Below are 14,444 nucleotides of genomic sequence, written 5' to 3'. Positions count from 1 at the left end.
CCTCCGGATTAGTTGACTCGCGATGTTACGGCGCCGGGCCGCCCATTCACGAGGTAATTCGGGCCGAAATCCCCGTGAGATGGTGGCTGGACCTGGGGGCTTGGGCTCAAGATCCGTGCGACCGCCAACGGTATGAGCGAGGCCACCACGACCCACCGCCCTATGGGTGTGAAACCACCCCACGCGGGATTGATGACGTAAATCCGGGTGTAGACCAGCGTCAGTATCGCGCTGGCCAGCACCAGAACGCCGACGGCGATATCGCGACCCGTGCTCATCGGGGGCACCGGTCGGTCCCACCACGGCAATGGTCGGCGCTCGGCAGCGCGCAGCGGCACGAAGAAGACCGCCACGACGGCGCAGACGAGGGTCAGACGCAGCACATTCCCGGGCCAGTACCAGGCGTCGTGGGGGCTCAGGAGTCCGATGCGAAGGGTGAGGTAGACCCCGTACGACAACAGGAAAGTGGCCACCCAGTGCCACAGGTAGATCGTCATGCTGCCGCTGTTGCACAGTTCGAGAAATCTCCACGTCCGGACGCCCCGTGCCCAACGGTTGATGGCGGGCGCGCAGGCGATCACCAGCAGGCATTCGGCAATTGCGCTCGCAGCCAGTAACAACGTCGGCGGCATGTTGGCGATCAGCCCCGACGGATAGGGCCCCAGAATGGCCAGCGCCACCGTGGCGGCCAGCGCGACTGCGGCGCCCATCAGGGCGACCCGGCGGGGGACGAGCGTGCGCTGGTACCCGATGCCCAGCGCGGCCGGGACCAACCACATAAAGATCATGTTGATCCAGCCGGTCCTCACCCACGAGTCGGTGAGGACGCTGATGGTGTCCACCAGCGCGGTTACCAGGCACATTGACGCAACGAACCAGCTCAACCGGCGCCCGGAGCGGATACGAGCCAGCCACGGAATGAACGCCAGGGTCAGCAGATAGGCCCCTACGTACCAGAGCAGCTCAATATGCCGCATTTCGAGATACAGGAGCTGTCTGGAGTTGCCCATGGTGATACGCAGCAAGGTGGTCACCAGCGCGACGAAGGCCAGGAAGTAGAACACCGGGCGAAAGAGTCGCGTGGCGCGGCTCATCAGGAATTGCCCCCAGCTGCGACCGGACTCCCAGGAATGAAGATTTGCTGCTGCGCCGGCGAAGAAAAACAGCGGCATTAGGGGGATCAGCCAAAACAGCCAGTGCACGTTGTAATTTGCCGACATGGCAGGTTTGCCCCTGACGAGGGTGGGGCTACCTGCGAGGACGTGGTAGGCCACCACCGTGGCCAACGACACGAGCCGCACAGCGTCTAACACCCGATCACGCTCACGTGATGGGTGCGCGTACTCACCCATGTCTCGCACCCTACCCAGCAACTGACATGCCTTGCTAACCAACTTCACCGATACCTGGTCGAGGGCGCCTTCACCTGCGTCTCTGTGATTGGACGCGAACGAGGTGCGACACGCGCAACGCGAGATTCACACGAGATTTTCAGTTTGCCCCCACGGCAATCACGGTTTGCTTCTCTCCGGTTCAGGTATAGGAACTGCGAGAATAGTCAAATCCGATTGAAAAGTATTGCGCAAGAATCTATTTCGTTGGCCATCTGGATTGATATCGACGCATTCGGCCAGGATGTGATGGTTGCTCGACATCATCGCCTGCGGCGCCTCTAGCAGGCGATTTTCTCCGACAAGTGGGGGGTGGGGTTCACATATGTCGGTTGGCGTGGGTACGGTCGCTGTCGCTGGCTGGTTGTGTTTCCAGCCGACCGAGAAATCGACATGTTTCGTATGAGACGGAGGAATCGTGGCCCTTCCACAGTTGACTGACGAGCAGCGCGCAGCCGCGTTGGCGAAGGCGGCTGCCGCCCGCCGCATCCGCGCCGAGCTCAAGGAGAAGCTGAAGAAAGGTGGCACCAATCTCAAGCAGGTGCTCAAGGATGCCGAGACCGATGAGGTCCTGGGCAAGATGAAGGTTTCCGCACTGCTCGAAGCCCTGCCCAAGGTGGGCAAGGTCAAGGCGCAGGAGATCATGACCGAGCTGGAGATCGCCCCGACCCGCCGTCTGCGTGGTCTCGGCGACCGTCAGCGCAAGGCGCTGTTGGAGCGTTTCGACTTCACCTCGTAGGTGACCAACGCATTGAGGGGCCGGGTAGTAGTCCTATCCGGCCCCTCAGCCGTCGGTAAGTCCACCGTGGTGCGGCGACTCCGCGATGACGTGGACGGCCTGTTCTTCAGCGTCTCAGCCACCACCCGGGCCCCCCGGCCCGGCGAGGTGGACGGTGTCGACTACCACTTCGTCACTACCGAAGAGTTTCAGCGGCTCATCGATACCGCAGCACTGCTGGAATGGGCCGATATCCACGGTGGATTGCAGCGGTCGGGAACTCCCGCCACGCCGGTTCGCGAGGCCATGGAAGCCGGTCGCCCCACCCTGATCGAGGTCGACTTGGCCGGCGCCCGGGCCATCAAGGCCGCTCTTCCGCAGGCACTGACCGTCTTCCTGTCCCCGCCTAGCTGGGACGCGTTGGTGGCGCGCCTCACTGGTCGCGGCACCGAATCGGAGGCCGTTATTGCCCGACGGTTGGAAACAGCCGAGGTGGAAATGGCGGCTCAAACAGACTTCGATGTCGTCGTCGTCAATGACCAGTTGGAAAATGCCTGCGCACAGTTGGTATCGTTATTGGTCGGACGTTAACCGGCTGCGACCGGTACAGCATTGCGAAACCTTCGCCGCCGTCTTCAGCGCCACATACCTATCCAGGAGATTTCTTAGTGAGCACCTCCCAGACCGACGTCATCGTTGAACCGGGCACCGAAAGCTACGACGCTGCGCTCGACACGCCGCTGGGTATCACCAACCCGCCGATCGATGAGCTGTTGGCGCGGGCATCGAGCAAGTACGCGCTGGTGATCTACGCAGCCAAGCGTGCCCGCCAGATCAACGACTACTACAACCAGCTCGGCGACGGCATCCTCGAGTACGTGGGACCGCTGGTCGAGCCGGGTCTGCAGGAGAAGCCGCTGTCGATCGCGATGCGCGAGATCCACGGCGATCTGCTCGAGCACACCGAAGGCGAGTAGAAGCCCGAGTCCGTCATGGCCGTCGCATCGGATCAGAAGCGCGTCATCGTCGGAGTGGGCGGAGGAATAGCCGCCTACAAGGCCTGCACCGTGGTGCGGCAGCTCGCCGAGGCCGGACATAGCGTCCGGGTCATCCCCACCGAATCGGCATTGCAGTTTGTGGGCGCCGCGACGTTCGAGGCGCTCTCGGGCGAGCCCGCCCGGACCGGAGTGTTCGACGATGTCCCCGCGGTCCCGCACGTGCGGCTGGGCCAGGATGCGGACCTTGTGGTTGTGGCGCCGGCCACCGCAGACTTGCTGGCCCGTGCCGCCGCCGGGCGCGCCGATGACCTGCTGACCGCGACGCTGTTGACCGCGCGTTGTCCGGTCCTCTTCGCCCCCGCGATGCACACGGAAATGTGGCTGCACCCGGCTACCCAGCACAATGTGGCGACATTACGGAGCCGTGGCGCTGTTGTCTTAGAGCCCGCCTCCGGCCGCCTCACCGGTGCCGACACCGGCCCAGGACGACTACCCGAGGCCGAGGAAATCACCACCCTGGCTCAGCTGCTCCTGGCGCGCGCCGACGCGCTGCCGCACGATTTGGCCGGGGTGCGCGTCCTGGTGACCGCCGGCGGTACCCGTGAGCCCCTGGATCCGGTGCGTTTCATCGGGAACCGCAGCTCCGGTAAGCAGGGATACGCGATCGCCCGGGTGGCCGCGCAGCGCGGCGCGGAAGTCACGCTCATCGCCGCTCATACCGTCGGCCTCCCCGACCCGGCCGGCGTCGAGGTGGTGCACATCAGCTCCGCGGCGCAGCTGCAGGACGCGGTCACCAAACACGCACCGGCCGCGGAAGCGCTCATCATGGCGGCCGCCGTGGCCGATTTCCGTCCGGCGCACGTTGCGACCAACAAGATCAAAAAGAGTCACACCGCTAACGGTGAAAACCCCGTTGACGCACCCATCGAATTGCTGCGCAATGCCGACGTGCTGGCAGGCGTGGTGCGTGCCCGCACCGATGGACAGCTGCCCAAGATGCGGGCCATCGTCGGGTTCGCCGCCGAAACCGGTGATGCCAATGGCGATGTGCTCTTCCATGCGCGCGCCAAGCTGCAGCGCAAGGGCTGTGATCTGTTGGTAGTCAACGCCGTTGGCGAGGGGCGTGCCTTCGAGGTGGACAGCAATGACGGTTGGCTGCTGTCGGCTCAAAGCGGCGGCGAGGTCGCTGAGGTTGTCCTGGAGCACGGCACCAAAGTTCTGATGGCAAGCCGTATTGTGGATGCGGTCGCCGAGCTTTGTCAGTGAGCCTGACAAGCGGGTATGGCATCGGTCTTGGCCGTCGGCCATAATGTTTAGGTATCGAAACGATCCGAAATAGATCTGAAAGGGGCTGCGCTGTGAGCTCAGCTGGACGGCTATTCACCAGTGAATCGGTGACCGAGGGGCACCCGGACAAGATCTGTGATGCCATCAGCGATTCGATTCTCGACGCGCTGCTCGCACAGGACCCTAAGTCCCGGGTCGCGGTGGAGACGCTAGTGACCACCGGCCAGGTACATGTCGCCGGTGAGGTCACCACCTCCGCGTACGCCGACATCCCCAAAATCGTGCGTGATCGTGTGCTGGAGATCGGCTACGACTCGTCCTCCAAGGGTTTCGACGGGCATTCCTGCGGTGTGAACATCGCCATCGGCGCCCAGTCGCCCGATATCGCGCAGGGCGTCGACACCGCCCACGAGGCGCGTGTCGAGGGCGCCGCCGATCCGCTGGATGCCCAGGGCGCCGGCGATCAGGGTTTGATGTTCGGGTACGCCATCAATGACACTCCCGAGCTGATGCCGCTGCCCATCGCGTTGGCGCACCGGCTGGCACGCCGTCTGACCGAGGTCCGCAAGGAAGGCCTGTTGCCGTACCTGCGTCCGGACGGTAAGACCCAGGTCACCATCGAGTACGACGGATACAAGGCCGTGCGGCTCGACACGGTGGTGCTCTCTACGCAGCACGCCGCCGATATCGACCTGGACAACCTGCTGACCCCGGATATCCGCGAGAAGGTCGTCAATACCGTTCTCGACGAGCTGGGCCAGGACTCGCTGGATATCTCTGACTACCGGCTGCTGGTCAACCCGACGGGCAAGTTCGTGTTGGGTGGCCCGATGGGTGACGCCGGCCTGACCGGTCGCAAGATCATCGTCGACACTTACGGCGGCTGGGCCCGTCATGGCGGTGGCGCGTTCTCCGGCAAGGATCCGTCAAAGGTGGACCGCAGCGCCGCGTATGCGATGCGATGGGTGGCCAAGAACGTGGTGGCCGCAGGTTTGGCCGACCGCGTTGAGGTACAGATCGCCTACGCGATCGGCAAGGCGGCGCCGGTGGGCCTGTTCGTGGACACCTTTGGCACGAATACGGTCGATCAGGTCAAGATTGAGAAGGCCATCGACGAGGTGTTCGACCTGCGCCCGGGTGCCATCATCCGCGACCTGGATCTGTTGCGGCCGATCTACGCACAGACCGCCGCCTACGGCCACTTCGGGCGTACCGACATCGACCTGCCGTGGGAGCGCACCGATCGGGTGGACGCCCTCAAGGCCGCCATCTAGTCACTGCTGTCCAAAATGCCGAGTGTGAGCGCTACTGCTCACACTCGGCATTTTTGTCGCACTGGCGCTCACACTCGGCGACCGCTGGGACGTGCGTCAGATGACGCCGGGGATTAGTGCTTTTCGATTTGTCGGGTAGTCGGTGAACTTCTCTCGATACCAGCGATGGGTGGCCAGGGCGCGCGGGATCAGATTGCCCGCGGTGATCAGCAGGATGACGACACCGGGCAGGGCCCACGTCAATAGGGCGAAACCCGACCAGGCGATGAGCTCGCCGAGGTACGCCGGGCTGGTGACGAATCGAAACCCGCCGCCAAAGGGGATGCGGTACTCGGCGGCACCGGGGTCCTTTCTGTCCCGCAAGTTCCGCACGATCGACTCGGAGCTGAGCAGCAGCGCGAACCCGCACAGGTAGAGGGCCAGGCCCATCAGAAATCGCGGGTCTCGCAGCCACGCAGTGCTGTACTGCCCGAAGAAATCGTGACTGAACAGGGTCCCGTTGAGATATCCGTGCATCGATGTCACCAGCATGCCCATCACGACAACCGACACGTTGAAGGAGCTGCGCTTGCCGGGCATCTGGCGGATGGCAAGCGGGAAGAACCAGCCGCGGTTGGCGTAGTGCAGCAGCCAAATCCCGGCGAGAACCAGCGATGTCGGTTCGAAGCGGGTCGGGCCGCTCAGGTAGCAGACCAGAAACACCACGGTCGCGGGAATCTCCATCAGCCACCAACCGAGCTTGGGATTCAGATTGAGTCCGAGCTTCGTCGTCGAGAAGCGACCGTATGAACTCTGCGCGAAGAGACTGCCGATAATCACGAAGGCGGCGAAGCCGAAGGCCGCGGTGAGCACGCTGTCGTAGACGGTATTACCGGTGTACCAGTGCATCGCAGAACTGTAACGTGTTCTACCGCGCCCGGGCGAGAGTCCGGCGCAGGTGGTCAGGGCGGTTCGGCTGTTGGGTTGATTGGCGCGCGCGCGGAGCGCGGTGCGCATAGAGTCTGTCAATGACGGTCATCAGAGCCGCACTGACGCAAGCGACTTGGGCTGGCGACAAGGAATCCATGCTCGCCAAGCACGAGGGTTTTGTCGTCGAGGCGGCGTCCCGGGGCGCACAGGTGATCTGCTTCCAGGAGCTGTTCTACGGACCCTACTTCGGCATCGTTCAGGACAAGAAGTACTACGGCTACGCCGAATCCGTGCCCGGCCCGGTCACCGACCGATTCGCGGCGCTCGCCAGAGAACATCGCATGGTCATGGTGCTACCGGTGTACGAGGAGGAGCGGCCGGGCGTTCTCTACAACACCGCGGCGGTCATCGATGCCGACGGCACTTACCTGGGCAAGTACCGCAAGCATCACATACCGCACCTCGACCGGTTCTGGGAAAAGTTCTACTTCAGGCCCGGCAATCTCGGGTATCCGGTGTTCGACACGGCGGTCGGCAAGATCGGCGTCTACATCTGTTACGACCGGCATTTCCCCGAGGGTTGGCGCAATTACGGGCTCGCGGGAGCAGAGTTGGTCTTCAATCCTTCGGCCACCAAACCCGGTCTGTCCAACAGGCTTTGGGAATTGGAGCAGCCCGCGGCGGCGGCGGCCAACCAGTATTTCGTCGGGGCCAACAACAGGGTAGGCACGGAGAGCGACGAATTCGGCGACCAGGCCGTGACGTTCTACGGCAGCTCCTACTTCGTCGACCCGCGAGGCAACTATGTCGGCGAGATCGCCTCCGAGAGCAACGAAGAGATCGTGATACGGGACCTCGACCTGTCGGTGGTTCGCGAAGTGCGGGGCGACTGGCAGTTCTACCGGGACCGCAGGCCCGATACCTACGGCTCGATCGTCGAACCGTAGGAGCTGTCGATGGCGACGACACTTATTCGAGGCGGCACCGTGGTCACGGCGACCGGGCGCGGCGACGCAGATGTCCTGGTCGAGGGCGAGAAGATCGCGGCGGTGCTGCTACCCGACAGCACGCTGCTAGGAGTAGATCTGCCCAACGCCGTCGACACGGTGATCGAGGCCGCGGGCAAGTACGTCATCCCGGGCGGCATCGACGCGCACACTCACATGTCAATGCCCTTCGGCGGCACGACCGCGTCTGACGACTTCGAGACCGGGACGCGCGCCGCCGCCTGGGGCGGCACCACCACCATCATCGATTTCGCGGTGCAGAAATTTGGTGAGCAGCTGCAGGATTCACTGCAGACGTGGCATGAAATGGCGGCGGGTCAGTGTGCGGTCGACTACTCCTTCCATCAGATTGTGGGAGATGTCAACGATGCCTCGCTGGCGGCGCTGCGCAGTCTGGCCGATGAGGGCATCACTAGCTACAAGATGTTCATGGCATACCCAGGGGTCTTTTACAGCGACGACGCACAGATACTGCGGGCCATGCAGGTGGGCGCCGATACCGGGCTGATGACCATGATGCATGCCGAAAATGGCCCTGCCATTGATGTTTTGGTGTCTCAGCTGCTGGCGGCGGGTAAGACGGAGCCCTATTACCACGGCATTGCCCGAGCCTGGCAGCTGGAGGAGGAGGCCACCCACCGCGCCATCATGCTGTCCAACCTGACGGGTGCGCCGCTGTACATCGTGCACGTCTCGGCGAAACAGGCTGTCGCACAGTTGGCCGCCGCCCGTGACGCCGGCCAGAACGTGTACGGGGAGACCTGTCCGCAATATCTGTACCTGTCCCTTGAGGACAACCTGGGTGCGCCCGGCTTCGAGGGGGCCAAGTGGGTCTGTTCGACACCGCTGCGGTCCAAGCGCGAACAGCACCAGGATGAGATGTGGCGCGCTTTGCGTACCAACGACATCCAGATGGTGTCGACCGACCACTGCCCGTTCTGTATGAAGGGGCAGAAGGACATGGGCATCGGCGATTTCTCCAAGATTCCCAACGGGATCGGCACGATCGAGCATCGGATGGACCTGCTGTACCAGGGGGTCGTGGACGGCCACATCACCGTTGAGCGATGGGTCGAGATCACCTCGACGACTCCGGCCCGCATGTTCGGCCTATACGGGCGCAAGGGAGTGATCGCCCCCGGGGCCGATGCGGACATCGTCATCTATAACCCCCACGGGCACACCTCGATCGGGTTAGGCAAGACCCATCACATGAACATGGACCACTCGGCATGGGAGGGATACGAGATCGACGGACACGTCGATACCGTGCTCTCCCGCGGAAAGGTGATCGTCGACGGCGACGAGTATCTCGGCAGTAAGGGTGATGGCGCGTTCCTGCGCCGTGGTCTGTGTCAATACCTCATCTGAGGCTGGTCGATAGAGAGGGTCCCCGATGGATTTCGGAGTCGTCCTGCAATGTGACCCACCCGCGGCGCGCACCGTGCAGCTGGCGAAACTCGCCGAGGCCCATGGTTTCGGCCATGTATGGACCTTCGATTCACACCTACTGTGGCAGGAACCCTACGTGCTCTACAGCCAAATCCTGCACGAGACGACACGAATTGTCGTGGGGCCCATGGTCACCAATCCGGCGACACGGGACTGGACCGTCACGGCGTCGCTGTACGCGACCCTGAACGATATGTACGGCAACCGCACCATCTGCGGCATCGGCAGGGGCGATTCGGCGGTCCGGGTGACCGGCGGGGCGCCGACGACCCTCTCGGCGCTGCGCGAATCCATTCACGTCATCAGAGAGCTCGCGAACTCGCGACCTGTCGAATACCACGGTGCCACTGTGCAATTCCCTTGGAGTCGAGGCTCCAGGCTGGAGGTATGGGTAGCGGCGTACGGTCCTAAGGCTCTCGCCCTGGCCGGTGAGGTCGCCGACGGGTTCATCTTGCAGCTCGCCGATATCGACATCGCGCGCTGGATGATCGGTGCGGTGCGAGATGCGGCCGTAGCCGCCGGACGCGATCCCGCAGAGGTGCGGATCTGTGTGGCCGCACCCATGTATGTGGGGTCGGACTGGGCTCATATGCGCGACCAATGCCGGTGGTTCGGCGGGATGGTGGGCAATCATGTCGCCGATATCGTGGCTAGGTATGGCACCAGTGGTCAAGTGCCGCAATCCCTTACCGACTACATCGACGGACGCCAGGGATATGACTACAACCAGCACGGCCGGGCAGGGAACACGCACGCGGAGTTCGTGAGCGATGACATCGTGGATCGGTTCTGCGTGCTGGGTGCGGTCGAGGATCACATCGCGAAGCTGTCGGAATTGAAGGCGCTGGGGGTGGATCAATTCGCGGGATATCTGCAGCACGACAACAAGGAGGAGACGCTGCAGGTCTACGGGGAAGCGGTGATTCCCGCACTGTCGCAACACATCACGGCGAAGAGCGGCTAGCGGTGGTAGATGCGATGAACCCGGCCGTGGTGTCGGGCAGATTGAGCAACAAGGACCTGGCGCCTACCACGGAGGCGCAGGCCACCTGGCGCACCTGGGACCTCTTCTGTCTCTGGATGACGTCGGCGCACAGTCTCGGCAGTTACGGACTCGCAGTCGGGATGCTGGCATTGGGCCTGACCGGCTGGCAGACCATGCTCGCATTGTTCACCGGGGTTCTACTGCTCTGGTTCGGGAGCAACCTCATCGGTATCGCCGGACAGCGGCTGGGAGTGCCCTTCCCGGTATTCGCGCGGGCCACATTTGGGGTGTTCGGTGCCAACGTCCCGGCACTGTTGCGTGGGTTGGTCGCGATCTTCTGGTACGGAATCCAAACCTATCTGGCGTCAACGGCGGTCGTCGTGCTGCTGCTGCGACTGGATCCGGGATTGCGCCCGTGGACCGAACCGACCTTCCTGGGCCTGCATGCCCTGGGATGGGGCGCATTCCTCGCGTTGTGGACCATCCAGCTGCTGATCCTCAACTACGGCATGGAGATCGTGCGCAGGGCATCCGATATCGCAGGCCCGGTTGTCTGGATCGGGATGATCGCTTTGGCGATCTGGATGCTGGCCAGTGTGGGGTGGAGCATCGACTTCGGCGCTCGCGTGGGGGCCCCGCTGACGCCGGGCGCCACGGTGCTGGCATTCACGGGGGTGGCGTTCTTGATGGTCGCCTTCATGGCCGGCCCTCTGGTCAATTACGCGGACTTCGCGCGCTTCGCGCCGAGCAGGCAGACGATCCTGCGCGGAAACGCATTGGGCATCCCACTCAACGAGACCGCCTTCGTGGTGATTTCGATCGTCATATCGCTCGCCGCGCTGAAGAAGTACGGCAGCGCGATGACGGATCCGGTGAAGCTTGTCGCTGATATTGATTCCGATGCCATCGTGATAGTCGCGGCGATCCTCTTCGCCGTCGCCACCGTGGGCATCAATGTGGTGCTCAACTTCGTGTCCCCGTCCTACGACATCTCCAACGTCGCGCCGAAGTACATCTCATTTCGCACCGGAGGCATCATCACCGCGGTCCTGTCGGTCATGGTGCTGCCCTGGAAGATCTGGGGGAACGAGGCCGCCATCGTGTACTTCCTCGGTGGGGTGGGAGCGCTGATGGGGCCGGTGTTCGGGATCCTCATCGTGGACTATTACCTGCTGCGGCGCCAGCGCACACACATGCCCGACTTGTACTCCGAATCCACTGACGGTGCCTACTACTACAGCCGCGGGTTCAACCCGGCGGCACTGATCGCGCTGGGTCTCTCCGGGGCGGTGGCGGTTGCCATCGCGCTCGTTCCCCGGGCGCAGAGCATGACCGCGCTGTCGTGGCCGGTCGGGGCTCTGCTGGGCGGCACATTCATGTACGTGCTGAGTCCGCGCCTGCGCGGGGCTAGTTGTGTAGAGCCTTCTTGAGCGCTGCCAGCGAGCGGTCGCGCTCCTCGGTGGCTGCGGGCACGATATCCGCGTAGCCGAGATAGCCGTGGATCATCGTCGGTGCATTGTGCAGTTCCACCGGCACGCCGGCGCCTCGCAGCAGCTCTGCGTAGACGGCACCATCATCGCGCAGCGGATCGAACTGTGCCGTGCCGATGAACGCTGGGGCCAGCCCCTCGAAGCTCTCGGCGCGGGCCGGAACCAGCGTCGGACCCGCGGTCGCGGGATTGGTGTCCCCGAGATACCACCGACTCAGTCCCGCGACGGCCTTGACGTCGAGCACCGGCGCCTCGGCGTTCTCGACCATCGACGGCAGTGTCGTATCGAAGGTGGTGGCCGGGTACCACAGCAGCTGGAAGGCCAGCGGAATGCCATTATCGCGAGCCAGCAGAGCCAAGACCGCCGACAGGTTGCCGCCCGCCGAATCGCCGCCCACGGCAAGGCGGCTCGGGTCGCCACCTATCTCGGCGGCATGCTCATGGACCCACTGCAGGGCGGCCCAGCAGTCTTCGACGGCGGCAGGGTAGGGATGTTCCGGTGCCAGCCGATAGTCCACAGACACCACCACGGCGTCTGCCTGAACCGCCGCGGCGCGGCCGACCGCGTCGTGAGTATCCAGGTCGCCGATCACCCAGCCGCCTCCGTGGATCAGCACGAACACCGGGTGCACCCCGTCGGTGGACGGTGAGTAGATGCGCACCGGTATCTCGCCGGCGGGTCCCGGGATGGTGCGGTCCTCGACCTTGGCCACCTCGATCCACGGCGGGCGTGCGGTGGCAATCGCCCGATAGGCGTCCCGCGAAGCCTGTGGCCCGTCCGGCGAAACGAGCTGAATGGGAACAGCTTCCAGGATCTTCAGGATGATCGGGTCGATGCCGGTTTCGATGGCGGTCATGACGTCACTGTATCGGGTGCTGACCTGCGCGTCGGGCACGTCTGCTAGAACGACCAGGTGACTGCGACGCGGGTGGTGGCCGAGCATGAGCCGGTGGCACGGGTGCTGCCGCTGCTCACCGTGCCCCATCTGGATCGTGAGTTCGACTACCTCGTGTCTGCGGAGCAATCCGATGACGCCCAGCCCGGAGTGCGTGTACGGGTGCGATTCCACGGTCGGCTGGTGGATGCGATCCTGCTGGAACGGCGCTCGGAGAGCGATCACCCGGGCAAGCTTGGATGGCTGGACCGAGTCGTGTCTCCCACGCGGGTCTTGACGCCGGATGTGCGCAGATTAGTTGACGCCGTGGCCGCCCGTTACGCGGGAACCAGGGTGGACGTGCTGCGGTTGGCTCTTCCGCCCCGTCATGCGCGCGCGGAGCGTGAAACGCGTCAGGCGGCCGATGGCGTCGAAGTCCCGGCGCCCGACGCCACGGGCTGGGCGCGATATCAGCGCGGCGAACGTTTCCTGGAGGCCCTCTCGCAGGGGCGGGCCGCGCGTGCGGTGTGGCAGGCGTTGTCCGGCGAGGACTGGACGACCCGCTTGGCCGAGGCCGCGGTGGCGACCGCCGGCACCGGCAGGGGAGTGCTCGCCGTCGTTCCGGACCAGCGCGATATCGATGTGCTGGCCGCAGAGTTCGTGAAACACCTAGGTACGGAGCGTGTTATCGCACTGTCGGCGGAGCTCGGTCCTGCCGAGCGGTACCGACGGTGGCTGGCGATCCTGCGCGGCGAGGCGACCGTAGTGATCGGTACCAGGGCCGCCGTGTTCGCGCCGGTAGCCGATTTGGGGCTAGTGATGGTGTGGGACGACGGCGATGACAACCTCGCCGAACCGCGCTCCCCGTATCCGCACGCCCGTGAGGTCGCGATGCTGCGCGCCCATCAGCTGCGCTGCGCCGCGGTAATCGGCGGATACGCGCGTACCGCCGAGGCGCAGGCCCTCGTCGAGAGTGGCTGGGCCCATGACCTGGTTGCGGCCCGCTCGGTGGTGCGTAAGGCTGCCGCGCGGATCAGTGCTCTCGATGACAGCGGATATGCGCAAGAACGTGATCCGGCAGCGCGATCGGCGCGCATCCCCATCGTTGCCTTAACCGCGGCCCGGGATGCCTTGAAGCGTGGGCACTCGGTCCTGGTGCAGGTGCCCCGCCGGGGATACGTGCCGGCATTGGCCTGCACAAAATGTCGGACGGTGGCGCGGTGTCGACACTGCACCGGCCCGCTGGCATTGGAAGGCCCAGGCGGGACCTCGAATCTCTTGAGCCCCAGTTGTCGCTGGTGCGGTCGCGTCGACGCGGACCTGCGCTGCTCCCGGTGCGGGTCCAATGCGGTGCGCGCGGTGGTGGTGGGCGCCCGTCGGACGGCCGAGGAGCTGGGCCGAGCGCTACCCGGGTTTCCGGTGGTGACTTCCGGGGGCGGCGAGGTGCGCTCGGTCGTGTCCGGACCGCCCACATTGGTGGTGTGTACGCCGGGAGCGGAACCCTTGACGCCCAATGGATATGGTGCAGCGGTGCTGTTGGACGCCTGGGCGCTACTCGGCCGTCAGGACCTGCGTGCCGCGGAGGACACCCTCCGGAAGTGGATGGCGGCCGCGTCATTGGTTCGCGGGCGGGACGAGGGCGGATCGGTCGTTGTCGTCGCCGACGCCGCGCTGCCCACGGTGCAGGCTCTCATCCGCTGGGATCCGGTGGGGCACGCCGCCACCGAACTGGCCGCGCGGGCGGAGGTCGGGCTGCCTCCTCAGGTACACATCGCGGCCATCGATGGGCCCGCCCTGGCGGTGAGCGCCCTCGTCGACGCCGCGGACCTCCCGGCGGGTGCCGAGTTGTTGGGCCCTGTCGACCTGCCGGTCGGAGCGCGCCGCCCGGCCGGGATACCCGATGGTGTGGACGTGGTGCGCATGCTTGTCCGGGTAGAGCGCTCGGCGGGGCTGGAGATGGCCGCGGCTTTGCGCCGGGGCGTGGCGACGTTGAGCGCCCGTCGTGACTCCGAACCCGTCAGGGTTCAGATCGACCCGCTGCACGTGGGTTGATCCGGCG

13 protein-coding genes are annotated in these 14,444 nt (G+C 64.6%); 10 read left to right on the top strand and 3 right to left on the bottom strand.

Features of this window, described 5'->3' with window-relative positions:
• Positions 1–8: 8 nt before the first annotated feature.
• Positions 9–1,352 (bottom strand): acyltransferase, encoded by a 1,344-nt coding sequence (locus FZI91_RS18470; RefSeq protein ID WP_155940560.1) that lies wholly within the window; start codon positions 1,350–1,352, stop codon positions 9–11.
• A 457-nt stretch (positions 1,353–1,809) separates the two neighbouring features.
• On the opposite strand from FZI91_RS18470, the gene mihF reads away from it, so the two are divergent.
• From mihF to metK, 5 genes are all read left to right on the top strand, one after another.
• The gene (gene mihF / locus FZI91_RS18465) at positions 1,810–2,130 is read left to right on the top strand and encodes an integration host factor, actinobacterial type (RefSeq protein ID WP_162526291.1); all 321 of its coding nucleotides are present in this window, start codon (positions 1,810–1,812) and stop codon (positions 2,128–2,130) included.
• Positions 2,131–2,700: a guanylate kinase gene (gmk, locus tag FZI91_RS18460; protein ID WP_162526290.1), complete on the top strand. Its 570-nt coding sequence runs from the start codon at positions 2,131–2,133 to the stop codon at positions 2,698–2,700.
• A gap of 77 nt (positions 2,701–2,777) precedes the next feature.
• Positions 2,778–3,086: a DNA-directed RNA polymerase subunit omega gene (gene rpoZ, locus FZI91_RS18455; RefSeq protein WP_375234372.1), complete on the top strand. Its 309-nt coding sequence runs from the start codon at positions 2,778–2,780 to the stop codon at positions 3,084–3,086.
• 15 nt (positions 3,087–3,101) lie between these two features.
• Positions 3,102–4,373 carry a bifunctional phosphopantothenoylcysteine decarboxylase/phosphopantothenate--cysteine ligase CoaBC gene (coaBC, locus tag FZI91_RS18450; RefSeq protein WP_155940559.1) on the top strand — a complete coding sequence of 424 codons (1,272 nt, stop codon included), beginning with the start codon at positions 3,102–3,104 and terminating at the stop codon, positions 4,371–4,373.
• Positions 4,374–4,465: 92 nt separating this feature from the next.
• Positions 4,466–5,668 (top strand): methionine adenosyltransferase, encoded by a 1,203-nt coding sequence (gene metK / locus FZI91_RS18445; RefSeq protein WP_162526289.1) that lies wholly within the window; start codon positions 4,466–4,468, stop codon positions 5,666–5,668.
• 96 nt (positions 5,669–5,764) lie between these two features.
• Here metK and FZI91_RS18440 read toward each other — a convergent pair whose 3' ends face one another.
• Entirely contained in the window at positions 5,765–6,556 is a 792-nt protein-coding gene (locus tag FZI91_RS18440) for a 3-oxo-5-alpha-steroid 4-dehydrogenase (protein ID WP_155940558.1), read from the bottom strand.
• Positions 6,557–6,675: 119 nt separating this feature from the next.
• On the opposite strand from FZI91_RS18440, the gene FZI91_RS18435 reads away from it, so the two are divergent.
• Genes FZI91_RS18435 through FZI91_RS18420 form a run of 4 tightly spaced genes read left to right on the top strand, consistent with a single transcriptional unit; the run spans position 6,676 to position 11,451 of the window.
• Complete coding sequence (locus tag FZI91_RS18435) at positions 6,676–7,524, top strand: nitrilase-related carbon-nitrogen hydrolase (protein WP_155940557.1); 849 nt, start codon at positions 6,676–6,678, stop codon at positions 7,522–7,524.
• A gap of 9 nt (positions 7,525–7,533) precedes the next feature.
• A complete protein-coding gene (hydA, locus tag FZI91_RS18430) occupies positions 7,534–8,955 on the top strand; it encodes a dihydropyrimidinase (RefSeq protein ID WP_155940556.1) in 1,422 nt (473 codons plus the stop codon).
• Between the two features lie 25 nt (positions 8,956–8,980).
• Positions 8,981–10,000, top strand: a complete 1,020-nt coding sequence (locus FZI91_RS18425) for a TIGR03842 family LLM class F420-dependent oxidoreductase (protein ID WP_155940555.1) — start codon at positions 8,981–8,983, stop codon at positions 9,998–10,000.
• 14 nt (positions 10,001–10,014) lie between these two features.
• Entirely contained in the window at positions 10,015–11,451 is a 1,437-nt protein-coding gene (locus FZI91_RS18420) for an NCS1 family nucleobase:cation symporter-1 (RefSeq protein WP_155940809.1), read from the top strand.
• Here FZI91_RS18420 and FZI91_RS18415 read toward each other — a convergent pair.
• Positions 11,429–12,367: an alpha/beta hydrolase gene (locus FZI91_RS18415; RefSeq protein ID WP_155940554.1), complete on the bottom strand. Its 939-nt coding sequence runs from the start codon at positions 12,365–12,367 to the stop codon at positions 11,429–11,431. The two genes, FZI91_RS18420 and FZI91_RS18415, sit on opposite strands and share 23 nt — an antisense overlap.
• A gap of 57 nt (positions 12,368–12,424) precedes the next feature.
• Here FZI91_RS18415 and FZI91_RS18410 point away from each other — a divergent pair, with 57 nt between their 5' ends.
• Positions 12,425–14,437 (top strand): primosomal protein N', encoded by a 2,013-nt coding sequence (locus FZI91_RS18410; RefSeq protein ID WP_166548263.1) that lies wholly within the window; start codon positions 12,425–12,427, stop codon positions 14,435–14,437.
• The last annotated feature ends 7 nt before the right edge of the window (positions 14,438–14,444 follow it).

This window comes from Mycobacteroides sp. CBMA 271, from assembly GCF_009729205.1.
Lineage (GTDB): Bacteria > Actinomycetota > Actinomycetes > Mycobacteriales > Mycobacteriaceae > Mycobacterium.
This window is presented reverse-complemented; position numbering and strand designations above follow the sequence as displayed.

Bases quoted from the DNA above. Each gene is read 5' to 3' on its own strand.
- FZI91_RS18470 (WP_155940560.1), bottom strand. From the start codon at position 1,352: ATGGGTGAGTACGCGCACCCATCACGTGAGCGTGATCGGGTGTTAGAC.
- coaBC (WP_155940559.1), top strand. From the start codon at position 3,102: ATGGCCGTCGCATCGGATCAGAAGCGCGTCATCGTCGGAGTGGGCGGA.
- FZI91_RS18440 (WP_155940558.1), bottom strand. From the start codon at position 6,556: ATGCACTGGTACACCGGTAATACCGTCTACGACAGCGTGCTCACCGCG.
- FZI91_RS18435 (WP_155940557.1), top strand. From the start codon at position 6,676: ATGACGGTCATCAGAGCCGCACTGACGCAAGCGACTTGGGCTGGCGAC.
- hydA (WP_155940556.1), top strand. From the start codon at position 7,534: ATGGCGACGACACTTATTCGAGGCGGCACCGTGGTCACGGCGACCGGG.
- FZI91_RS18425 (WP_155940555.1), top strand. From the start codon at position 8,981: ATGGATTTCGGAGTCGTCCTGCAATGTGACCCACCCGCGGCGCGCACC.
- FZI91_RS18420 (WP_155940809.1), top strand. From the start codon at position 10,015: ATGAACCCGGCCGTGGTGTCGGGCAGATTGAGCAACAAGGACCTGGCG.
- FZI91_RS18415 (WP_155940554.1), bottom strand. From the start codon at position 12,367: ATGACCGCCATCGAAACCGGCATCGACCCGATCATCCTGAAGATCCTG.